The organism is Amycolatopsis circi (assembly GCF_003385235.1).
In the GTDB taxonomy this organism is placed as follows: domain Bacteria; phylum Actinomycetota; class Actinomycetes; order Mycobacteriales; family Pseudonocardiaceae; genus Amycolatopsis; species Amycolatopsis circi.
In genome coordinates this window covers 69991-90062 of the sequence record NZ_PQIA01000005.1, presented here as the reverse complement: position 1 = coordinate 90062, position 20072 = coordinate 69991, and the positions used below count along the sequence as shown (strand labels likewise).

Here is a 20072-nt window from a genome sequence, read left to right as displayed (position 1 = left end):
GACTTGACAAAGTTCTTTGCCGAAGTGGCAAATTGAACGGCATGAGCGAAGACGACCAGGACCTGGGCGAGGTCCTGCACGCGGTCGGCCCGAGGCTGCGCGCCCTGCGCAAGCAGCGCAACGAGACGCTGACCGGCCTCTCGGAAACGACCGGGATCTCGGTGAGCACGCTGTCGCGGCTGGAGGCCGGCCAGCGCAAACCGACCCTGGAACTGCTGCTCGCCCTGGCCCGCGCCTACCAGGTGCCGCTCGACGAACTGGTCGGCGCGCCCCCGACCGGCGATCCGCGCCTGCACCCGAAGCCGTTCGTCCGGAGCGGCCGGACCTACCTGCCGCTCACCCGGCGTCCGGGCGGCCTGCGCGCGTACAAGATGATCCTCCCGCCAGAGCGCTCCGCCGAACCCCCTGACCAGCGGGTTCACGAGGGATACGAGTGGATGTACGTCCTGTCCGGACAGTTGCGCCTGATGCTCGGCGAACACGACGTGATCCTCCGACCGGGCGAGGTCGCCGAGTTCGACACGCACGTTCCGCACTGGTTCGGCAACGCCGGCGCCGAGGTCTGCGAGGTCCTGGCCCTGTTCGGCCCGCAAGGGGAGCGCTTCCACGTCCGCGCCCGTCCTGCCTCTTGACGCATACCCATATCGGCATATGATTGCCGCATGGCACGGGCAGCGACCACTGCGGACGTCTTCAACGCCGTCGCCGAACCGCGGCGCCGGGAAATCCTGGACGTCCTTGCCGAGGGCGAACGTCCAGTGAACGACCTGGTCCGCATGTTGGGCCTAGGGCAACCACAGGTGTCGAAGCATCTGCGGGTGCTGCGCGAGGTAGGCGCGGTCGAGGCGCGGGACGAGGGCAGACAACGCCTCTACCGGCTGAACGGCCACGCCCTCAAACCGATCCACGACTGGGTGCGCCGCTACGAACGTTCCTGGGAGAACCGGTTCGAATCGCTGGACGCCGTGCTGGAAGAAATGGGCTCGACGGAGGAGGACGACTATGACGGACACGACGAGCGGCACGGCGAAGGTGACGCTGCCCGCTGACGACCAGATCCAGATCACCCGCGATTTCGCCGCCCCGCGGCACCGCGTCTACCGGGCCTGGACGACACCGGACTTGGTGAAGCGCTGGTGGGCAGGCAAACGGGGCACCGTGACGTCCGTGGAAATCGACCTGCGCGTCGGCGGCCAATGGCGCTACGTGATGCTCGCGAACGGCGACTTCGAGGTCGCCTTCCATGGCGAGTACCGAGAGATCACGCCCAACGAACGCCTGGTCCACACCGAGGTCTACGAAACCCCGGGAGCCGCGGACGTGGACGCCCCCGTAGTCACCGTGACGTTCACCGAATCAGGCGACCGCACCACGGTGACCATGCTGACCCGGACGCACACCAAGGAACTCCGCGACGCCATCCTGGGGTCCGGCATGGAGAGTGGCATGCAGGAGTCGATGGACGCGCTGGAGGAAGTCGCGGTTTCGCTGGATTGAGCCGCTTCTTCGGGCTGTTTCGGAGATCTCGGGAGCTTTCAGGTGCTGCAGGCGCGGCTTATGCCGGTGCCCGGTTCGCGGCGGGCCGCAGGCCGACGTCGCGCTGCCGTGCCTCAGCCGTACGAGTAGAACCCTTCACCAGTCTTGATCCCGAGCTTGCCCGCCTCGACATAAGTGCGCAGCAGGTCCCGCGGCCCGGTCGGCAGGTGCGGATTCTCGTCCGCGTAATGGTTTTCGATGTCCAGCACCACGTCCAGGCCGACCTGATCCATCATCTGGAACGGCCCGTACGGCAGATGCCAGTTGATCTTGAACATCCCGTCCACGTCCTCGGGCCGCGCGACGCCCTCCGCTACCACGGCCAGCGATTCCCTTTTGATCGCCGCCCACACGCGGTTGAAAATGAACCCGACGCTTTCCTTTCGCGCCTCGAACGGATGAATGCCGAACTCCGGCAACACCCCGAGCATCGTGTCGAGCACGGTTCGGCCGGTTTCGCCGTCGGACATGAGGTCGACCGCGTTCGCGGTCGGCGGCATGTAGAAGTGGATGTTGCACAGCCGCGACTTGTCGCGCACTTTCTCGGCCATCATCCGCGACGGGTACGACGACGAGTTCGTGGCGAAGATGGTGTCGGCGGGCGCGGCCTCGTCGATTTGGCCCCACAGCGGGATTTTGAGGTCCAACCGCTCCGGCACCGCCTCCACGACGAGCCACGCGTCGCGCAGCGCGTCCTCGATCGACGCCGCGTCTTCGACCCGCCCGACCTCGCCGCTGCCGCGTTTCTCGAGCAGTACGGGCAAGGTCTCGGCCACGTATTCCGCTGCCGCCGCGACCTGTTCGGCGCTCGGGTCGCTGATCCGCACGGTCCCGCCGCGCGAGGCGAACATCAGCGCGATGCGCCTGCCCAGCGTCCCGGCACCGAACACGGTGACCGGCCGGTCGCGGATCTGGTCGAATGTGTACGCGTAAGGCATGGCGGGCTCACCTTTCGATCTTGAGCCAAGAAGACCACCCGTCCTCGCCCGCCGCAATTCCGCGTCCACGGCCGGGGGACCGGCTGCGTAGAATGCGGCGGTGGTCGATGTTCGCGAGGTTCGCCGTCTCTGTTACGGCTTCGTCCGGCGCACCGGCGGAACCCTCGTCGACTTCCGCGTCCCGGACGGCACGCCGAACTTCTGGCAAGCCGTCGTCGAGTATCCCGACCGCACGATCTCGGTCGTCGCCGCCAACGACGCCCCGGTGCTCGCGATCGCCCGGCCCCGCTCGCTCGACTTCGCGCCGGCCCGGGAATCGGGGCCGTTGGAGTTCCTCGATGAGCCGGAACTGGTCGCCGTGCTGGCGGAAACGGAGCAATTCCGGGTACTCACGCCAGCCGACCTCGAACGCTCCTTCAAGGCCGAAGACTGGCCGCACCTCACCCGGTCCGACATCGCGTACTGGAAACCGGCGACGGTCGGCGAAGCCCTGTTCAATTATTGGGACTGACCTCCCTGACTCCGGACAGCGGAAAGGTGCCACCGCCGGAAACCGTGACAGAGCCGGTAAACGCGTCTCCGTCGACCGTGCCGGTCACGCTCACCTCGAAGCGCGCCGGGTCGGTCACCAACGCGGTGAAGGAGACCTCCCGGCCGTCGACCGTTCCCGACACGATGGGGACCGTGATCTTCAGCTGAGTGTCGAAAATGGAACCGGACACCGCGGTGCCGTTGGTCGCGAGGTCGAGAAGCAGGTCTTTGCTCCCCGCCGGGTGGACGAACGTGATCTTCCAATGACCGTCCGGACTGGTTTTCCCGCTGGCAGGCCGAGAAGGCCGCTCCGGGCGAGCCACCGGAACCGGAGGTTCCCCGAGCGCCGGTTGACCAGCCTTCACCGGGACGCCCGCGGAATTCAGGAACCCCGCCATCATCCGGTAATAGCCGACGAGGAACAGAATCTCGATGATCTCGGCATGGTCGCGGGTCGCGGCGAGATCGGCCCAGGTCTCGTCGGACACAAAGACATTCGCGCACAGTTCATCGACCGCGCGCAGCACCGCGTCGTCCCCAGGCGGCCAACTGGCATCTGGATCGGAGACGGCCACGATCTCCGCTTCGGTCGCGCCGCCACCCAGCGCGGCGGGCGCGTGGTTGGCCCATTCGTACGGCGCGTCGCACCGGAGCGCGACGCGGAGGATCGCCAGCTCGCGGATCCGCGGATGCAGTTTCCCTTGGCTCAACAGGTAAGTGCCCAGTGCGCCGGACGCCTGCAGCACTTCCGGCGCGCGGGCGAGCACCTGGATCACAGTGTCCGCGCCGAGTTTCGCCAGCTTTTGCTGTTCTGGATCCATCTCGTCGAATCCGAGCGGCGGGATGCGGGGGATCGTGGCGTGCGGCATGTCAGTTTCCTTCCGCGGGCAGGCGGTCGAGCGCCGCCTGCGCTTCGTCAAGGCTGAGCTGCGGATGCGAGTGGATGTCGATCAGCGCGCGGGCGAGGAGGTTGTCGCCTGCCGGGGTGAGGATGTCGACGCCGACCGAACGGGAAATGTGCTGGTGCAGCACGGTGATCGACAACGCCATCGCGGCGCCGATCGCGGCGCGGACCTTCGGCTCGACCGTCGGCGGGTCCGGCCGTTGCCGATCAGCGGCGACGAGCCGCGTCGTGCCGAGTTCGACCATCTCGTCGAACAGCGGCGCGACCCCGCCCTCGACCAATGCCCGGACGAGGTAGTCCCGGTACGGCCCGACCGCGATTCGCCCTGCCGCGACCGGATTCGCGGCGACACCGGCAGCCGCGGCCTCGGGGTTGGCGAGGTCGGCCAGGTCGACCGGGACCTGGTCGTTGAGCTGGCGGAGGAGCTTCGTCAGGTGCGCGTCGCACGCCTCGCGGAGCGCCTGTTTGGACCCGAAGTGGTGCCGCACCAGCCCCAAGGACACCCCGGCTTCCACGGCGATGCCCCGGATCGTGGCGCGCTCGAAGCCATGCTCCCCGAAGTGCCGCATCGCCGCGTCCCGGATCCGGGCGCGTGCGGTCAGGTCGTCGGGGTCGGTCATGACATCGTCGCTATACGCATGAACAGTAGACTATACCCACGTATAGCCCGTGCGCCAGGCTAATTTGCGCGAGAACGCCGTTGTCCCCGCGTTGCTGCTGGTCAGAACTGGTTTTCGCCGCCGTCGACGTAGATGTTCGCGCCGAGGATGAAGCTGCTTTGCTCCGACGCGAGGAACAACACGGCATCGGCGACCTCGCGCGGCGTTCCCATCCGGCCGAGCGGAACGCGCGCCGTGAAACTCGACCGGGCCTCGTCGACCTTGTCCGCGCCGACCGCCTTCTCGAGCACCGGCGTATCGATGGTGCCGGGCGAAACCACGTTGACCCGGATGTCGCGGCCCTTCAGTTCGTTGGCCCAAGTCCGAGCGTAGGAGCGAAGTGCGGCCTTGGACGCCGAATACGTCCCGAACGACACAAGGCCGTCATCCGCCCGGACCGACGAATTCAGGATCACTGACGCGCCTTTATTGAGCAGCGGCAACGCCTTCTGGACTGTGAAGAGTGTTCCGCGCACGTTGGTGTCGAAGACCTGGTCGAAGTGTTCCGCGGTGGTTTCCTCCAGCGTCACAAAGGATCCCGCTGCCGCGTTGGCGAAAACGATGTCGAGCCCCTTGCCGCGGGCGCGAACCGCGTCGTAGAGCCGGTCCAGATCGGCCAGGTCGGCGATGTCGCCCGGCACCGCGGTCGCCGAACCGATCGACTTCGCAGCCATCTCCAGGGCGTCCCGATTCCGGCCGGTGATGAACACGTGCGCGCCCTCGGCGGCAAGCCGTTCGGCGGCGGCCAGCCCGATCCCGCTGCTGCCTCCGGTGACGACCGCCGTCTTGCCCTCGAGCTGTCCCATTCTCTGACCTCCGAATAGTTCAGTACCGATCGGTACTTAAGAAGTACCGTAGCACTTCTGAACCGATCGGTACTGAAGGAGTACGCTGGTGCGGTGACTGGTCAGGACAAGGCGCACATCGGCCGTCCGCGCGGCTTCGACGCCGACGAGGCGCTGCGGCGCGCCATGCTGGTGTTCTGGGAGCAGGGCTACGAAGGCGCGAGCCTGGCCGATCTGACCGGAGCCATGGGCATCACGAAAACCAGCATGTACGCGGCTTTCGGCAACAAAGAGCAGTTGTTCCGCAAAGCTTTGGCGCTCTACGACGAGGGCCCCGCCTCCTACGGTCCGCGAGCCTGGGCGGAGCCGACCGCCGCCAAAGTGGCCGCCGCGATCCTCAACGGCGCCGTCCAAGCGACGACCGATCCTGATTGTCCGCCGGGATGCCTGGGCGTCCAAGGCTCCTTGGCAGCTGGCGAACTCGGCCATCCCGCGCGCGAATTGCTGATCGAGTGGCGCAATGCCGCGCGCCGAGCCCTCGAGAAGCGCTTCCAACGCGCCGTTGATGAGCACGATTTGCCACCAACCGCCGATGCGGCACGGTTGGCGCGCTACGTCATGACGGTCGCGTTCGGTATCGCCGTCGAAGCGGCCGGCGGCGCGAGTCGTGAAGAGCTGCAGGAAGTCGCCGACGCGGCCCTGTGCAACTGGCCGCCGGCCTGAGTTTCAGCGGCCGCAGTAGAGATCGACCGCGACGGTCATCCGGGCGCGGAACTCGTCACGGGTTTCCGCGTCGTACTTGATGCCGATCGAGGTGCTGATCAGCGTCCCGGCCACGTCGGCAGGGGAGCGGCCGCCGATCGCCTCGACGACCAGGGCGCGAAACCGTTTCGGGTAGTCGGCCGGCATGGTGCCGAGCAGATCGGGATTCGAGTCGATCAGAACGCCGATCTCCGCAGCCATCGGCCCGACGTAGCGACCGGCCCAGTGATCGAACGCCTCGATCAGCCTCTCGCGCAGCGGTTGCCTGGAATCGGCGAGAGCGAGCCGAGCCGCCTCGATGCTGCTGTCGAGCGAATGCTGCACGGTGGCGCGGAACAGCTCCGGCTTGGACGAGAAGTAGAAGTACAGGCCGGGGCGCGAGATGTCCGCGGCCTTCGCGACGTCGTCCATGGACGCCTTGCGATAGCCGTAGCGCGCGAAAATCTCCAGTGCCGAGTCCAGTACCTGCGTACGCCGATCACTGCCCATGAACACACTATACAAACTTCGTCCAGTCCGTATAGTTCGAAGGGTGCCCCAAACCTCCCTGATCCGCACGGCCTTCGATGCCGCCAGCACCGCCGATGACGTCGTCGCAGGCCTGAACCTCACTGGCGTACGCGCCGTCGTCACCGGTGCCACGTCAGGTCTAGGCCGAGAAACAGCCCGCGCCCTAGCCTCGGTCGGTGCCGACGTCACCCTGGCCGTACGCAACACCGATCACGGCGCAAGCGTCGCCGACCACATCTCCGCCGCCACCGGAAACCGCGCCGTCCGCGTCGCACACCTAGAACTGGCGGACCTAGCCACCGTCGCCCACTTCACCGAAAGCTGGGACGGCCCGCTGCACCTGCTGATCAACAACGCCGGCGTGATGCGTCCGACGCTGGGCCGCACTCCGCAGGGCTGGGAACTGCAGTTCGCGACCAACCACCTCGGTCACTTCGCGCTGGCACTGGGCCTGCACGACGCCCTAGCCGCCGGCGCGAACCATCGAGGAACGGCCCGGATAGTCGCCGTGACCTCCGGCGCACACATGTACTCACCTGTTGTCTTTGATGACATCCATTTTACCCAGCGCGCCTACGATCCCCAACTGGCTTACGGGCAGTCGAAATCGGCCAACTCGCTGTTCGCAGTGGAGGCGACCCGCCGCTGGGCCGCAGACGGAATTGTCGCCAACGCCGTCAACCCAGGCGGAGTTTCCACTGGCCTGCAACGAGATTTCACCCAAGACATGAAGGACCACCTGACCCGGCTCGAGGCGGCCGGGGTCTTCAGTTACAAGACCGTCGAACAAGGCGCGGCCACCGCTCTCGTCGCCGCGACCGCCCCAGAATTCGCCCATAACGGTGGCCATTACCTGGACGACGGCAACGAAGCCGCAACCGTGCCCGACGACGTCGACTTGGCAGACAACAGCCACGCCGTCAAACGCTGGGCACGCGACGGCGCGGCCGCGCGCCGACTATGGGAGGTCTCCCTGGCCCTGACGTCTGCCGCCATCTAAACGACCACTGCACGACCTCCGCGAACCCCACCGCCTAACCGACGATGACGGCTACCTCGCAGCCCAGCCGCACAACTTCGCCAGAACACCAGCCCATCACCGACTGGCCGACCAAACACCTTCTGGAAACTGGCTGTGCCCAACTTCCGCCGAGCCATGCCTCGACACGCGGATTATGCGGCAGTCCTAGGACGACTTAGCCGCAAGAGCTTGCCCATTGCCTAACGACGCGCTCTCGGCCGGACTCCACGCTCGGGCGGCGGCAGCGTTTTACCGCCGCCACCCCGACCCGCCCGGCGGCAACCTCGCTCAGGATGGATCTCGCCACTGAACGGCGAAAGCACCGCCCAAGGCGAGACCCATTCGACAAACACCCTCAATCGCGAGACGTCCCAGCTCTGCTCCCGAGATATCCCAACACAGGTCAAGCGGTAGGCCGTCCCGCCCCCGCGTAGTCGTCACCAGGCTTCCGATACGGATGAACCTGCACCGCCTGCCCAGTCTGCGGTGCGTCGATCATCTGCTGGTTCCCGATGTAAAGCCCGACATGATGGATCTTCGTGGTCGGCGCACCGTAGAAGATCAAATCGCCCAATTGGGGTTCGCCCACGTGGGCAACGCTGCGGAATTGCGTATCCGCCGTCCGCATCAACTTGACGTCAGCGCTCGCGTAAGCCGCGGTCGTCAGCCCAGAACAGTCGAAACCCGGATCGGCGTCGCGAGTGCCGTTGCCGCCCCAGACGTACGGCAGCCCAATCTGGTCAATCGCGAAGTCGACCGCAGTAAGCACCGCCGGATTCGGCGGCTGCTCGCTCTGCCCCACCGTGCCGTAGACATTGGTCGTCGCAAGCGTCCGATGCAGAACAACGGGTGCCGGCTCCAGTGTGGCGACCCCGTTCCACCAGTCCGTCGCCAGATCGCGGCCATTCGCGCAAAGCGCGCGCCCAGCCGTGAGCGCCGCGTCGTCGATGTTCTGAATATCGGGTTTACCGCCGGACGCACTGCGCTGCCACTTGCTCCACACCGCGGGGGAGAGCTGCAACGGTCCCGCCGCCCCCGGCGTCGAGACGGTCCGGTGATAGAAGTCGAGAACCTCCACCGTGCCAAGCGGTTTCGCGAGAGTCCCGTTCTCCTTGACTTGATTACCCTGCGCCCGCCCGTGATCGCTGGTGATCTTCCCGATCGCAGCGAGAGTGATCCAGGACAGGTGACAGTCGGGCTGTTCCTTGCTGAGCGTGACGGTCGCCTGCGCGTACCCGTTCATCGCCCGCAACGGAATGTCGAGCCACTGACTGGTCCGCGACGCCCACGCTCCGAACTCCCCAGCCCGCGGCACCCCAGGCTGATCGGGCGCCACCGACGTCGGCGCCGCAGAGGCCGGGGCACTCTTCGAGGTGGCTGGCGCCAGCGACGACGTCGCCGCGACGTTCCCGGAATTCGCATCACTGGCACCGCCGCCCGGCAGAACCTGCACCGCGACAACCAACGCCGCAACGACCGCCACAGCCGCCGCCATCGCCACCACGACCCGCCGATTCCGCCGAAGAAAACCCGGGCTCGCAGCCGCGCCCCCTCCGCCACTCGACAGCTGCGACCCGTCGCCATCAAACGGTGACGCGCTGGCCACCTCTGGTGCCTCGCCACTCAACGACGACTCGTCAGCCAGCGCGGAAGTTTCGCCACTCAGCGGCGACACCCTGGTCGACGCAGGATTTTCGCCACTCGCCGACGACGAATCACCGCCGGAAGAAGCACTCGAGCCGACTGATTCGCCGCCCACCGGCGACGCCCCGCCTACGGACGAATCACCCGATCCAGCCGATTCGCCACTGAGCGGCGACGAACTCGCACCCCCAGGCGCGCCACCGCCCGCATCCATCGCCGCGTTAGGCGTGACCTGCGATTCGCCGCTGAGCGGCGACGAATCCGTACCCCCGGGCTCGCCACGGCCCAGACCTGCCGCCGCATGGGGCGTGACCTGCGATTCGCCCTCCAGCGGCGATCTCCCGTCCCCCTCCATCACTGCCCTCCGGCAAGTCTCGACAACACGAACTCGCGCAGCACATCCAGCTCTGTATCGACAGCCACCTCGACCAGCCGCCCAGTCGGCCTCTTCGGGACCGCCCTGCGATCGACGATCGTCATGCCGCGGGTCGGGCCGAGGCCGGAGTCGATGTCGACCGGGTAAGTCTCCGTGTGCAGCAGGCCCGGGCGGATCGCCTCGGCGACGGCCACCGCATCGTGCAGGACGATTCCTTCGTAGCCGAGCACTTGGCGGTAGTGCGCGAGGTAGTCCGGCGTGAACGAGTCCAGTGCCTGCCCGATCGGTCCGGACGCGGCGAGTTTCGCCAGCCACGCGCTGTCGACCGCGCACCGGTGAGTGAGATCGAGGGGGACCATCACGCACGGGACGTCGTCCTCGACGATCACGCGCCGTGCCGCTTCCGGGTCGGCCCAGATGTTGAATTCGGAGACCGCGGTCGAGTTGCCGAGGGCGAGCGCACCGCCCATCAGGACGATTCGCGCGATCTTCGAGCGCACTCCGGGGTGCGCCGCGAGCAGGGCGGCGATGTTCGTGAGCGGACCGATCGGCGCGATGGTCACCGGCTCGTCGGAGGCTTCGATCAGCGAGACCATCAGGCTGACCGCGTCGGAATCCTCGAGCGGGCGGGTGGCTTCGGGCAGCGAAGCGGCGTGCCCGGAAAGTCCGTCGGAGCCGTGGACGGTGCTCGACCGGTGCAGTTCGCGGTAGAGGAGAGGCCGCGAGGCACCCCCGGCGACCGGCACGTCCGGGCGGTCGCACAGCTGCAGCAGCCGGCGCGCGTTCGCGGTTGTCGTGGTCAGCGGCACGTTGCCGAAAACTGTCGTCACGCCCAGCAGGTCGACGTCCGCCGACCTCGCGGCCAACGCGATCGCGAAAGCATCATCGACACCGGGGTCGGTGTCGATGATCAGCTTGGTCCCCATCCTGCTCCCCTTGCCTGTGGCTGGCCGTCGTCCACAGGTTACGGTCAGGGGCATGACGTCGATGTGGGGTGCGCCCGCGTTGTCGCGCGTGCGCGCCTGGCGGCGGGCCCGGCGGGATCCGCACCAGGCGAAGTTCCTGACGGCCGACTCTCTGCGCTGGGTGCTGCGCAATCGCGCGTACACGCCATGGTACCTCGTGCGCTACTACCGGCTGCTCAAGTTCCGCATCGCGAACCCGCACATCATCCTGCGCGGCATGCTGTTCCTCGGCAAAAACGTCGAGATCCACTGCCGTCCCGGGTACGGCCGGCTGGAGATCGGCCGCTGGGTGCACATCGGCGACGGCAACGCCATCCGCTGTCACGAGGGGTCCCTTCGCATCGGCGACAAGTCGGTGTTCGGACGGCAGAACGTGATCAACTGCTACCTCGATATCGAACTCGGCGCCGCCACGCTCGTCGCCGACTGGGTGTACATCTGCGATTTCGACCACGTGACCGCGGATATCCACGTGCCGATCAAGGACCAGGGCATCGTCAAGTCGCCGGTCCGGATCGGCCCGGACACGTGGCTCGGCACGAAGGTCAGCGTCCTCAAGGGCACGCGCATCGGCCGCGGCAGCGTGCTCGGCGCGCACGCGGTGGTGCGCGGTGACATCCCGGACTACTCGATCGCGGTCGGTTCACCGGCCCGGGTGGTCCGCAATCGCGAGGACGACTACGCCGCGGATGCGGCCCGGCGCGAGGCTGTCGCCGACATGGCCCGCAAGGCGAACAAAGCACTGCAGAAGACGCTCGGCGACAGCTGACCTAGTGCGGCCGGTTTGCTGAGTTCGGCCGCGAAAAATGACCTGACAGCGCAGATAACCTCGCCTTATGAGCGAAGCCCTGCGTCGGCACGTCGCCGCCTTCAACAACCGTGATCTCCAGGCTCTCCTCGACGGCTTCACCGAGGACGCGGTCTGGATCACCGGCAGCAGTGTCGTGCGCGGACGCGACGAACTCACCGAACTGTTCAGCGGTGCCATGGAACAACTTCTCCCGACATTGACGGTCGAGAACGTACTCGCGGACGGTGACCAGGTCGCCGCCCAATTGACCGAGCGGCTCACCCACAACGGCGAGGACCACGTTTTCGCCATCGCTGGCTTCTATCGGCTGGTCGGAGACCGCATCAAGTCGGCGAAGATCTACCGCGAGGGCAGCGCCGAACTCGGCTGACCGGTGTTGCCGTTTTTTGGCGAATCGCGTTGACCTGCGGAAACGATCGCCTGCGAGGCGCGATACGCCGGTCAGCGGCAGACATCGACGGCCGTCAGGCGTCGGCGCGGGGCGACGTCTCCGACATTGCCGTGGCCACGACGCCGTCGATAAAGGCCGTTTTCGCGGCGGTGTAGGCGGCGCGGTCGGTGCGGAATCGGTGAGCGAGCGAACGCTTCAGCGACACGTACGTGTGAGCCGTGTCCGGGTGGGTGCGCAGGAAATCCCGGAACGCGAGTACGCGAGCGAGATTCTCGTTGTCGGCTGCGCAGACGTAGAGGTGGTGCGGTGGTGTGCCGGGTGGCCGGACGAAGGCTTCTCGACCGGGAATGCCGAGATCGCCTTCGTGCCGGTAGCCGATCGTCTGCAAACTGGCGACAACAGCGGGCAGGTCGTCGCGCTTGGCGATGACAATGGTGAGGTCGATGATCGGTTTAGCGGCCAGACCGGGGACTGCTGTGCTGCCCACGTGCTCGACGCGTTGCGCGAGCCCTCCCACTGCTGCAGTGATGCGGTCGCGGAGGCCGGCGAATACCTGAGGCCATCGCGGGTCGTAGTCCACGATCTCGACCGGGGCGTCCAAGGTCGTCCTTTCGATGTCCGCCATCGGCAGCACACGCCACCTCGGCACGGCCACTTTTGCCAGTAAACGGCGACACCAGACCAGCAGCACCTCAGAGCAGGAAGTGGAACAGCGGACTCCCCGGCTCCACCTGCTCCACCTGCAGCGGGCTTTTCTCCAGCCGCGCCAGCAGCCCAGGCAGGTCCGCGCGCCGCGGAATTTCGACACCGATCAGCGCCGGACCGATCTCCCGGTTGTTGCGCTTCACGTACTCGAACCGAGTAATGTCGTCCTCCGGCCCGAGGATTTCGTCCAGGAACCGCCGGAGCGCGCCGGGTTCCTGCGGGAAGCTGACGAGGAAGTAGTGCTTCAACCCCTCGTGCATGAGCGAGCGTTCGAGGATTTCGCTGTACCGGCTGACGTCGTTGTTGCCGCCGGACACGATGCACACCACCGTCTGCCCCGGCTCGACCTGCACGGTCGTCCCGAGCGAAGCAGCCGCAAGCGCACCCGCGGGTTCGGCGATGATGCCGTCCGATTGGTACATCGACAGCATCTCCGTGCACACCGCGCCCTCGGCGACGGACGTCAGGTCCGCGCCGCTGTCCCGGATCAACGGGAACGTCACCTGGCCGGCTTCGCGCACCGCGGCACCGTCCACGAACGGGTCCACCGCGTCGATCCGCACCGGTTTGCCCGCTTCGAGAGCCGCCGCCATACACATCGCACCAGCCGGTTCGACGCCGACGACCCGGATGTCCGGATGCCGCTCGTGGACCCAAGTCGCGATCCCCGCCAGCAACCCACCGCCGCCGACCGGCACCACCAGGACATCTGGCACGAAGCCCAACTGCGAAACCACTTCGAGCGCGACAGTGCCCTGACCGGCGACAGTACGGACGTCATCGAACGCCGGCACCAACGTTGCCCCGGTGCGGTGGGCGTCGTCTTTCGCCGCTGCGAAGGCGTCTTCGTACGTCTCGCCGACAACGATGACCTCGATGTGCGCGCCGCCGAGCGCCGCAATGCGCTGACGCTTCTGCCGAGGCGTCGTGCCCGGCACGTACACGCGACCGTTCGCCCCTAAACGGCGACACGCGTACGCGACGCCTTGCGCGTGGTTCCCGGCGCTCGCGCATACGACACCGCGCTCCCGCGTCACAGCGTCAAGTTGCACGATGAAGTTGTACGCGCCGCGGATCTTGTACGAGCGCACCGTCTGCTGGTCTTCGCGCTTAAGCCAGACGCGCGCGTCTACGCGGGACGAGAGACGCGCGTTGGGCTCGAGGGGCGTACGTGTGACCACGCCCGCGAGCCGTTCGGCGGCCTGCTCGACTAGTTCTGCGTTCACCGTGTCGATGTCGTGCACTCGGGTGAATGTACTTCGCACCCGGTGACCACGTCCGAGGCACTCACGTCACGGACAGCGTTCACGTCTTCGGCACCGCCGGGTACGGGACGAAGGTGCTGGTGTTTTCGTCGACCGTGAGCGGTTTGCCGATCGCCGGAAACGCGCGTTGCGAGCAAGCGGGCCGGTCGCACACTTTGCAACCCATGCCGATCGGGGTCGCGGCGGCGGGTTCGTCCAGGTCAAGGCCGGTTGAGTAGATCAGCCGACCGGCATGTCGCAGCTCGCAGCCGAGGCCGACGGTGAACGTCTTGCCCGGGCTGCCGTAACCGCCGATGTTGCGCGAAACCGTCCGCGCGACCCAGAAGTACCGCTTGCCGTCCGGCAGCGCCGCGATCTGCGTGAGGATCTTGCCCGGCGAGGTGAAGGCCTCGTAGATGTTCCACAACGGGCAAGCACCGCCAACGCGCGAGAAGTGAAAACCCGCCGCGGACTGGCGTTTCGACATGTTCCCGGCCCGGTCCACGCGCACGAACGAGAACGGCACCCCGCGCTGTTTTGGCCGCTGCAGCGTCGAAAGCCGGTGGCACGTGGTCTCGAAACCGACGCCGAAGTGGTCGCAAAGCCGCTCGATGTCGTACCGGAACTCCTCGGCCGCGGCGAGGAACGGGCTGTACGGCAGGATCAGCGCGCCCGCGAAGTAGTTCGCCAGGCCGACCCGCGCGAGCGTCCGCGCCGCCTGGCCGGAAAACGCCCACGAATCGGCGAGTTCGGTGATCAAGTCGTCGTACTCCAGCAGCGCGATCTGGGACGCCATCCGGAACGCCTGCTGTCCGACCCGCAGGCTCGGGGCCAGCCGCAACACCCGCGTCGCCGGCTCATACCGATGCTGTTCACCTGCGGATTCGTTGATGCCCTCGCTCGTCACGTCGACGCCGTAGCGCTGCCACAGCCGTTCCTTGAGCGACCCAAGCACCGCTCCGCGCCGCAGCGGGATCTGGGCGGCCATCGCCTCGGCCCGCTCGTCCAGTTCGGCGACGTAGTTCTCCCGCTCGTAAAAGAAGTCGCGGACCTCCTCGTGCGGCAACGGCGCGGCGGCGCTCCCGTGCAGGCCGAGCCCGTTTTCCGTGGTCAGCGCGGCCGTGCTCTCGACCGCGTTGCGGTAGCTGCGATGCAGTTTCACCAGCGCTTGGGCGATGGACGGCAGGTTGCTGGCCAGGTCGTTCAGCTCGCTCGTGGTCGCTTCGACGCCCACGGCCTCGTCGAGCAGGGCTTCTTTCACATCGGCGACGAGCCGCGACGTGTCGTTGTTGGCGAAAAACTCCGTGTCGACGCCGAATGCCTGCGTGATCCGCAGCAGCACCGGCACGGTCAGCGGGCGCGAGTTGTGCTCGATCTGATTGAGGTAACTGGGTGAGATCTCGAGCACACGGGCGAGATCCGCCTGGCTCATCGACCGGCTTTCGCGCAGATGCCGCAGCCGCGCCCCGGCGAAAGTTTTGTCCATGAGTGCTCCGTCCGGCCGGAAGGTTTCCGGGCCTGAACGATTACGTGAACGATCAAGCCCGCGAATTTTCGCTGCGGTTGCGAACGGCAGATTCGCAACCTTTGCAACATGCTAAGCAATCTTCACAGAAATTGGCAAATTGGAGCGGTAGACCAGGATTTCGTGCTCGTGTCAGGGTCATAACCAGGCAAGGCGAGCAATCGCAAACTTCGCAACACGGGAGAGTCCGATGACCGAGCAGGCCAATCAGCTCGAGCAGGCGGCGGCCGAGCTGGCCGAGCAGTGGAAGACCGACCCCCGCTGGGCGGGTGTCCAGCGGACCTACTCCGCCGCCGACGTGGTGAAGCTTCGCGGTTCGGTCGTCGAAGAGCACACCCTCGCCCGCCGCGGCGCCGAGAAGCTGTGGGAGCTGCTGCACAGCGAGGACTACGTCCACGCGCTGGGCGCCCTCACCGGCAACCAGGCCGTGCAGCAGGTGCGCGCCGGCCTGAAGGCCATCTACCTGTCCGGCTGGCAGGTCGCCGCCGACGCCAACCTCGCCGGCCAGACCTACCCGGACCAGAGCCTCTACCCGGCCAACTCGGTCCCGGCCGTCGTCCGCCGCATCAACAACGCGCTGGGCCGCGCCGACCAGATCAACTGGGCCGAGGGCAACGGCGACATCGACTGGTTCGCCCCGATCGTCGCCGACGCGGAGGCCGGCTTCGGCGGTCCGCTGAACGCGTTCGAGCTGATGAAGGGCATGATCGCGGCCGGCGCCGCGGGCGTGCACTGGGAAGACCAGCTCGCGTCCGAGAAGAAGTGCGGCCACCTCGGCGGCAAGGTCCTCATCCCGACCAAGCAGCACGAGCGCACGCTGAACGCCGCCCGCCTCGCCGCCGACGTGCTGAACGTGCCGTCCCTGGTCGTCGCCCGCACCGACGCGCAGGCCGCGACCCTGCTGACCAGCGACGTCGACGAGCGCGACCGCAAGTACCTCACCGGCGGCCGCACCTCGGAGGGCTTCTACGAGGTCAACAACGGCATCGAGCCGTGCATCGACCGCGGCCTGGCCTACGCGCAGTACGCCGACCTGCTGTGGATGGAGACCTCCACGCCGGACCTCGAGGTCGCCCGCAAGTACGCCGAGGCGATCAAGGCGCAGTACCCGGACCAGATGCTCGCCTACAACTGCTCGCCGTCGTTCAACTGGAAGAAGCACCTCGACGACGACACCATCGCGCGATTCCAGCGCGAACTCGGCGCCATGGGGTACAAGTTCCAGTTCATCACGCTGGCCGGTTTCCACGCGCTGAACTACTCGATGTTCGACCTGGCGCACGGCTACGCCCGCGAAGGCATGAGCGCCTACGTCGACCTGCAGGAGCGCGAGTTCGCTTCGGAGGAGCGCGGCTACACCGCGACGAAGCACCAGCGCGAGGTCGGCACCGGCTGGTTCGACCTGGTGTCCACCGCGCTGAACCCGGAGAGCTCGACCACCGCGCTCAAGGGTTCGACCGAAGAAGACCAGTTCCACTGACGCACCCCGCGGGCCGGCGATTCCGGTCGCCGGCCCGCCCCTTCCCTTTCCCCCTTCGCGGAGGTACGAGATGGCTGACACGTTGAACACCCGCATCGAGGTCACCGGGCCCGCCGATGGCCGCTTCGCCGAGATCCTCACCCCGGCAGCACTGGACTTCGTAGCCAAACTCGACAACACCTTCGCCGGACGCCGCCGCGAACTCCTCGACGAGCGCCGCCGGCGTCGCGAGCGGCTGCAGTCGGGGGAGGAGCAGCTGGACTTCCTGCCCGAGATGCGGTCGATCCGGGCGGACGAGAGCTGGCACATCGCGCCCGTCGCGCCCGGCCTCGAGGACCGGCGCGTCGAGATCACCGGCCCGACCGACCGGAAGATGACGGTCAACGCGCTCAACTCCGGCGCGAAGGTGTGGCTGGCGGACTTCGAGGACGCGACCTCGCCGACCTGGCACAACGTCGTCGACGGCCAGCTCAACCTGTTCGACGCCATCCGCCGCAACATCGACTTCACCACCGAGGCCGGCAAGCGCTACACGATCGGCGACGACCCGGCGACGATCGTCGCCCGCCCCCGCGGCTGGCACCTGGTCGAGAAGCACATCCGCATAGACGGCCGCCCGGTTTCGGCGAGCCTCGTGGACTTCGGCCTGTACTTCTTCCACAACGCCCGCCAGCTTCTGGCGCGCGGCAGCGGTCCGTACTTCTACCTGCCGAAGCTGGAAAGCCACCAGGAAGCGCGGCTGTGGAACGACGTGTTCCTGCTGGCGCAGAAGGAACTCGGCATCCCGCGCGGCACGATCCGTGCGACCGTGCTGATCGAGACGATCACCGCGGCCTTCGAGATGGACGAGATCCTCTACGAACTGCGCGAGCACGCGGCCGGCCTGAACGCCGGACGCTGGGACTACATCTTCAGCGTCATCAAGAACTTCTCCGCGCACGGTGCCGACTTCGTGCTGCCGGACCGCGCCCAGGTGACGATGACGGTCCCCTTCATGCGCGCCTACACCGAACTGCTCGTCAGCACCTGCCACCGCCGCGGGGCGCACGCGATCGGCGGGATGGCCGCGTTCATCCCCAGCAAGGACCCGGTCGCCAACGAGAACGCGCTCGAGAAGGTCCGCCAGGACAAGGAACGCGAGGCGGGCGACGGCTTCGACGGCTCGTGGGTCGCGCACCCCGGCCTGGTCCCGGTCTGTCGCGAGGTCTTCGACCGCGTGCTCGGCGGCTGGCCGAACCAGCTCGGCAAACTGCGCGAGGACGTGTCGGTCGACGCTTCGGACCTGCTCGACGTCGCGAGCGCCGGCGGCGAGGTCACCGAAGCGGGCGTGCGAGCGAACATCAACGTCGCGCTCCGCTACGTCGACTCCTGGCTGCGCGGCACCGGCGCCGCGGCGATCCACAACCTCATGGAAGACGCCGCGACGGCCGAGATCGCGCGGTGCCAGGTGTGGCAGTGGATCCGCAACGGCACGAAGCTCGAGGACGGCACGGCGCTGACCCACGAGCTGACCGTCGAGTTCCTGGACGACGAACTGGCGAAGGTCCGCGCAGACCTCGGCCCGTCGGCCCGTCTCGACGACGCCCGCGCGATCTTCACCGAAACCGCCCTCGGCGAGAAGCTGCCGAGCTTCCTCACGACGGTCGCCTACGCCCGCTACCTGACCGAGCGGTGACAGGCTCCGGTCGCCAGTGACCTGACCACCGGCGACCGGTTACCCCGCACCACATTTTGGGATGGTGCCGGGGACGGGTCCGGTGGCGGAGGCTCCCCGCCACCGGACCCGGGTCTTTCCGGACCCGCGCTCTTTCGCCGCTGCACGGCGAGAGGCGCGGGTTTTCGGTTTCGCGGAGTTTCTGGAGCTGTGGGTCTGGGCCTCGGTTGGCTTGGGTGTTGCTCGCTCTCGGGCTCTCCGCCCACGGGTACCGCTTGTACTCCGTCCTGTCACCGGGTCCCGGTTCGCCTTCGGTGCCTTGCGATCGGAGCCGCGTCGCCGCAGCGAATGCACCTTCGATCGGTCACCTGATCGCCACGCCCTCTGCGACCGCACTATCCAACTCGGACGCATCCAGTCGCCCGATTCGTTCGGCCAAGCGGGCCCAGACGAACAGACGCGTTCCGCGCGGATCCCCGCCCAGCCGACCCCGTCGGTCCGACCTGTTCAACCGGCGTCCGGCCCTCGACCACGCCATGTCAACGCGCGCTCCAAACGGAAGATCCGTCCCGCCGACCAGCGACACGAACGGGCCGCACCGGACTATCCGCCCGGGTCTCAGCTGCCCGAACTGCCGTTGCCGCTCAGTGGCGAATACCTGGTCAACGCCATTTTTCAAGCATCGATGGCCCCGCTGGCCAACGCCGCACGCCTCCTCGGCAGCCATCCGTCGCAGCCCCGTCCACCCGTCGAACAACCCTTGCTCATTTGATTCGACATACATATATTGTACAAGTAACTACCTGGGGGAGCGTCGCCGGCGAAGGTGCCGAGCAGCTTCCGATCTCGCCTCGCATCCGGAGAAACCATGCACTGGCTTTACCTCGGCATCGCTGTGTTTTTCGAGATCGCCTTCGCGCTCGGAGCCAACGCCACGGACGGGTTCACGAAGCTGTGGCCGTCGGTGTTCACGCTGGTCATGGCGGCTGGCGGCATCTTCTTCCTCAGCCGTGCCCTGCTGACCCTTGACGTCGGCGTCGGCTACGCCATCTGGACCGGTCTCGGCTCGGTCGGCATCGTGCTGCTGGGCGCGCTGATCTTCAAAGAGAAGCTCAACTGGCACAAGCTCATCGGCTTCGGCCTGGTGATCTGCGGCATCATCGGTCTGCAGCTGACCGGTGCCTGACTCTCGTCTTCCCGCTCCCGAAAGGATTCCCGCCGTGTCCGTTCAGCCTGAAGCAGCACTAGCCATCGCACCGGAGAAGACGCAGGCCACACGCCGCGCGTGGGGCATTCTCCTCTTCGCCGGTGTCTGCGAAATCGCGTTCGCCGTCAGCACCGACGGCAGTCGCGGGTTCACCAACCTGCCATGGTCGATCGTCACCGTAATCACAGCAGCCGCAACGATTTTCATGCTCAGCCTGGCCTTGCGCACCATCGACGTCGGCGTCGGCTACGCGGTCTGGACCGGCATCGGCGCGAGCGGCGCCGCGATCTTCGGTGCGATCATCTTCGGCGAAAGCCTGGGACCGCTGCGCATTCTGTTCCTGGCAGTGATCATCGCCGGAGTCATCTGCCTCAAACTCGCCGGCGGGTCCACCGATTCGGCGAAGACCGACGACTGACCGTAT

At 67.0% G+C, this 20072-nt stretch carries 22 protein-coding genes; 12 read left to right on the top strand and 10 right to left on the bottom strand.

The genetic code is table 11. The annotated features are described in order from the left end of the window. Window positions 1-41: 41 nt before the first annotated feature. The 3 genes from D0D37_RS02410 to D0D37_RS02400 are packed head-to-tail and all read left to right on the top strand — an operon-like array spanning window position 42 to window position 1497. Complete coding sequence (locus tag D0D37_RS02410) at window positions 42-632, top strand: helix-turn-helix domain-containing protein (RefSeq protein ID WP_208719758.1); 591 nt, start codon at window positions 42-44, stop codon at window positions 630-632. A gap of 30 nt (window positions 633-662) precedes the next feature. Then, entirely contained in the window at window positions 663-1049 is a 387-nt protein-coding gene (locus D0D37_RS02405; RefSeq protein WP_116198832.1) for an ArsR/SmtB family transcription factor, read from the top strand. Then, entirely contained in the window at window positions 1003-1497 is a 495-nt protein-coding gene (locus D0D37_RS02400; RefSeq protein WP_116198831.1) for an SRPBCC family protein, read from the top strand. Before D0D37_RS02405 ends, D0D37_RS02400 begins: the two co-directional genes overlap by 47 nt. A 113-nt stretch (window positions 1498-1610) precedes the next feature. Here the strand turns inward: D0D37_RS02400 and D0D37_RS02395 are convergent, their stop codons facing one another. After that, on the bottom strand, window positions 1611-2474 hold the full coding sequence (locus tag D0D37_RS02395) for a 3-hydroxyacyl-CoA dehydrogenase family protein (protein ID WP_116198830.1): 864 nt from the start codon (window positions 2472-2474) through the stop codon (window positions 1611-1613). Window positions 2475-2574: 100 nt separating this feature from the next. Between D0D37_RS02395 and D0D37_RS02390 the strand changes: the two genes are divergently transcribed. Beyond that, on the top strand, window positions 2575-2985 hold the full coding sequence (locus D0D37_RS02390) for a hypothetical protein (RefSeq protein ID WP_116198829.1): 411 nt from the start codon (window positions 2575-2577) through the stop codon (window positions 2983-2985). On the opposite strand, the gene D0D37_RS02385 is transcribed toward D0D37_RS02390, so the two are convergent. The 3 genes from D0D37_RS02385 to D0D37_RS02375 all read right to left on the bottom strand — a co-directional run bounded on the left by D0D37_RS02385 (window position 2969) and on the right by D0D37_RS02375 (window position 5374). After that, window positions 2969-3874, bottom strand: a complete 906-nt coding sequence (locus D0D37_RS02385) for a carboxymuconolactone decarboxylase family protein (protein ID WP_116198828.1) — start codon at window positions 3872-3874, stop codon at window positions 2969-2971. The two genes, D0D37_RS02390 and D0D37_RS02385, sit on opposite strands and share 17 nt — an antisense overlap. A 1-nt stretch (window position 3875) precedes the next feature. Further along, complete coding sequence (locus D0D37_RS02380; RefSeq protein WP_116198827.1) at window positions 3876-4529, bottom strand: TetR/AcrR family transcriptional regulator; 654 nt, start codon at window positions 4527-4529, stop codon at window positions 3876-3878. Between the two features lie 101 nt (window positions 4530-4630). Next, window positions 4631-5374, bottom strand: coding sequence for an SDR family oxidoreductase (locus tag D0D37_RS02375; protein ID WP_116198826.1), 744 nt, complete (start codon window positions 5372-5374; stop codon window positions 4631-4633). 93 nt (window positions 5375-5467) lie between these two features. Here D0D37_RS02375 and D0D37_RS02370 point away from each other — a divergent pair, with 93 nt between their 5' ends. Next, complete coding sequence (locus D0D37_RS02370) at window positions 5468-6076, top strand: TetR/AcrR family transcriptional regulator (RefSeq protein WP_116198825.1); 609 nt, start codon at window positions 5468-5470, stop codon at window positions 6074-6076. Window positions 6077-6079: 3 nt separating this feature from the next. On the opposite strand, the gene D0D37_RS02365 is transcribed toward D0D37_RS02370, so the two are convergent. Continuing rightward, entirely contained in the window at window positions 6080-6604 is a 525-nt protein-coding gene (locus D0D37_RS02365) for a TetR/AcrR family transcriptional regulator (RefSeq protein ID WP_116198824.1), read from the bottom strand. A gap of 43 nt (window positions 6605-6647) precedes the next feature. Between D0D37_RS02365 and D0D37_RS02360 the strand changes: the two genes are divergently transcribed. Further along, the gene (locus D0D37_RS02360) at window positions 6648-7625 is read left to right on the top strand and encodes an SDR family NAD(P)-dependent oxidoreductase (RefSeq protein ID WP_244223350.1); all 978 of its coding nucleotides are present in this window, start codon (window positions 6648-6650) and stop codon (window positions 7623-7625) included. Window positions 7626-8049: 424 nt separating this feature from the next. Here the strand turns inward: D0D37_RS02360 and D0D37_RS02355 are convergent, their stop codons facing one another. Then, window positions 8050-9141, bottom strand: coding sequence for a C40 family peptidase (locus D0D37_RS02355; RefSeq protein WP_116198852.1), 1092 nt, complete (start codon window positions 9139-9141; stop codon window positions 8050-8052). Between the two features lie 503 nt (window positions 9142-9644). After that, entirely contained in the window at window positions 9645-10592 is a 948-nt protein-coding gene (locus D0D37_RS02350; RefSeq protein WP_116198822.1) for a nucleoside hydrolase, read from the bottom strand. Between the two features lie 52 nt (window positions 10593-10644). Here D0D37_RS02350 and D0D37_RS02345 point away from each other — a divergent pair, with 52 nt between their 5' ends. Next, entirely contained in the window at window positions 10645-11400 is a 756-nt protein-coding gene (locus D0D37_RS02345) for an acyltransferase (protein WP_116198821.1), read from the top strand. A 67-nt stretch (window positions 11401-11467) separates the two neighbouring features. Beyond that, on the top strand, window positions 11468-11812 hold the full coding sequence (locus tag D0D37_RS02340; protein ID WP_116198820.1) for a nuclear transport factor 2 family protein: 345 nt from the start codon (window positions 11468-11470) through the stop codon (window positions 11810-11812). 94 nt (window positions 11813-11906) lie between these two features. Here the strand turns inward: D0D37_RS02340 and D0D37_RS02335 are convergent, their stop codons facing one another. The 3 genes from D0D37_RS02335 to D0D37_RS02325 all read right to left on the bottom strand — a co-directional run bounded on the left by D0D37_RS02335 (window position 11907) and on the right by D0D37_RS02325 (window position 15268). Continuing rightward, window positions 11907-12524: a GrpB family protein gene (locus D0D37_RS02335; protein WP_208719757.1), complete on the bottom strand. Its 618-nt coding sequence runs from the start codon at window positions 12522-12524 to the stop codon at window positions 11907-11909. Between the two features lies 1 nt (window position 12525). Further along, window positions 12526-13782: a threonine ammonia-lyase IlvA gene (gene ilvA / locus D0D37_RS02330; protein WP_116198819.1), complete on the bottom strand. Its 1257-nt coding sequence runs from the start codon at window positions 13780-13782 to the stop codon at window positions 12526-12528. A 61-nt stretch (window positions 13783-13843) separates the two neighbouring features. After that, window positions 13844-15268 (bottom strand): short-chain fatty acyl-CoA regulator family protein, encoded by a 1425-nt coding sequence (locus D0D37_RS02325; RefSeq protein ID WP_116198818.1) that lies wholly within the window; start codon window positions 15266-15268, stop codon window positions 13844-13846. A 229-nt stretch (window positions 15269-15497) separates the two neighbouring features. Between D0D37_RS02325 and aceA the strand changes: the two genes are divergently transcribed. The 4 genes from aceA to D0D37_RS02305 all read left to right on the top strand — a co-directional run bounded on the left by aceA (window position 15498) and on the right by D0D37_RS02305 (window position 20066). After that, complete coding sequence (gene aceA / locus D0D37_RS02320) at window positions 15498-16787, top strand: isocitrate lyase (RefSeq protein ID WP_116198817.1); 1290 nt, start codon at window positions 15498-15500, stop codon at window positions 16785-16787. A 70-nt stretch (window positions 16788-16857) separates the two neighbouring features. Then, on the top strand, window positions 16858-18462 hold the full coding sequence (gene aceB / locus D0D37_RS02315) for a malate synthase A (RefSeq protein WP_116198816.1): 1605 nt from the start codon (window positions 16858-16860) through the stop codon (window positions 18460-18462). 847 nt (window positions 18463-19309) lie between these two features. Beyond that, window positions 19310-19627 (top strand): DMT family transporter, encoded by a 318-nt coding sequence (locus D0D37_RS02310; protein ID WP_116198815.1) that lies wholly within the window; start codon window positions 19310-19312, stop codon window positions 19625-19627. A 34-nt stretch (window positions 19628-19661) separates the two neighbouring features. Continuing rightward, window positions 19662-20066 carry a DMT family transporter gene (locus tag D0D37_RS02305; protein ID WP_279630239.1) on the top strand — a complete coding sequence of 135 codons (405 nt, stop codon included), beginning with the start codon at window positions 19662-19664 and terminating at the stop codon, window positions 20064-20066. The last annotated feature ends 6 nt before the right edge of the window (window positions 20067-20072 follow it).

What these genes read in the sequence shown, in the direction of transcription:
- D0D37_RS02410 (WP_208719758.1), top strand. Translation starts at nt 42, where the DNA reads ATGAGCGAAGACGACCAGGACCTGGGCGAGGTCCTGCACGCGGTCGGC.
- D0D37_RS02405 (WP_116198832.1), top strand. Translation starts at nt 663, where the DNA reads ATGGCACGGGCAGCGACCACTGCGGACGTCTTCAACGCCGTCGCCGAA.
- D0D37_RS02400 (WP_116198831.1), top strand. Translation starts at nt 1,003, where the DNA reads ATGACGGACACGACGAGCGGCACGGCGAAGGTGACGCTGCCCGCTGAC.
- D0D37_RS02395 (WP_116198830.1), bottom strand. Translation starts at nt 2,474, where the DNA reads ATGCCTTACGCGTACACATTCGACCAGATCCGCGACCGGCCGGTCACC.
- D0D37_RS02385 (WP_116198828.1), bottom strand. Translation starts at nt 3,874, where the DNA reads ATGCCGCACGCCACGATCCCCCGCATCCCGCCGCTCGGATTCGACGAG.
- D0D37_RS02380 (WP_116198827.1), bottom strand. Translation starts at nt 4,529, where the DNA reads ATGACCGACCCCGACGACCTGACCGCACGCGCCCGGATCCGGGACGCG.
- D0D37_RS02375 (WP_116198826.1), bottom strand. Translation starts at nt 5,374, where the DNA reads ATGGGACAGCTCGAGGGCAAGACGGCGGTCGTCACCGGAGGCAGCAGC.
- D0D37_RS02365 (WP_116198824.1), bottom strand. Translation starts at nt 6,604, where the DNA reads ATGGGCAGTGATCGGCGTACGCAGGTACTGGACTCGGCACTGGAGATT.
- D0D37_RS02355 (WP_116198852.1), bottom strand. Translation starts at nt 9,141, where the DNA reads ATGGCGGCGGCTGTGGCGGTCGTTGCGGCGTTGGTTGTCGCGGTGCAG.
- D0D37_RS02350 (WP_116198822.1), bottom strand. Translation starts at nt 10,592, where the DNA reads ATGGGGACCAAGCTGATCATCGACACCGACCCCGGTGTCGATGATGCT.
- D0D37_RS02345 (WP_116198821.1), top strand. Translation starts at nt 10,645, where the DNA reads ATGACGTCGATGTGGGGTGCGCCCGCGTTGTCGCGCGTGCGCGCCTGG.
- D0D37_RS02340 (WP_116198820.1), top strand. Translation starts at nt 11,468, where the DNA reads ATGAGCGAAGCCCTGCGTCGGCACGTCGCCGCCTTCAACAACCGTGAT.
- D0D37_RS02325 (WP_116198818.1), bottom strand. Translation starts at nt 15,268, where the DNA reads ATGGACAAAACTTTCGCCGGGGCGCGGCTGCGGCATCTGCGCGAAAGC.
- aceA (WP_116198817.1), top strand. Translation starts at nt 15,498, where the DNA reads ATGACCGAGCAGGCCAATCAGCTCGAGCAGGCGGCGGCCGAGCTGGCC.
- aceB (WP_116198816.1), top strand. Translation starts at nt 16,858, where the DNA reads ATGGCTGACACGTTGAACACCCGCATCGAGGTCACCGGGCCCGCCGAT.
- D0D37_RS02310 (WP_116198815.1), top strand. Translation starts at nt 19,310, where the DNA reads ATGCACTGGCTTTACCTCGGCATCGCTGTGTTTTTCGAGATCGCCTTC.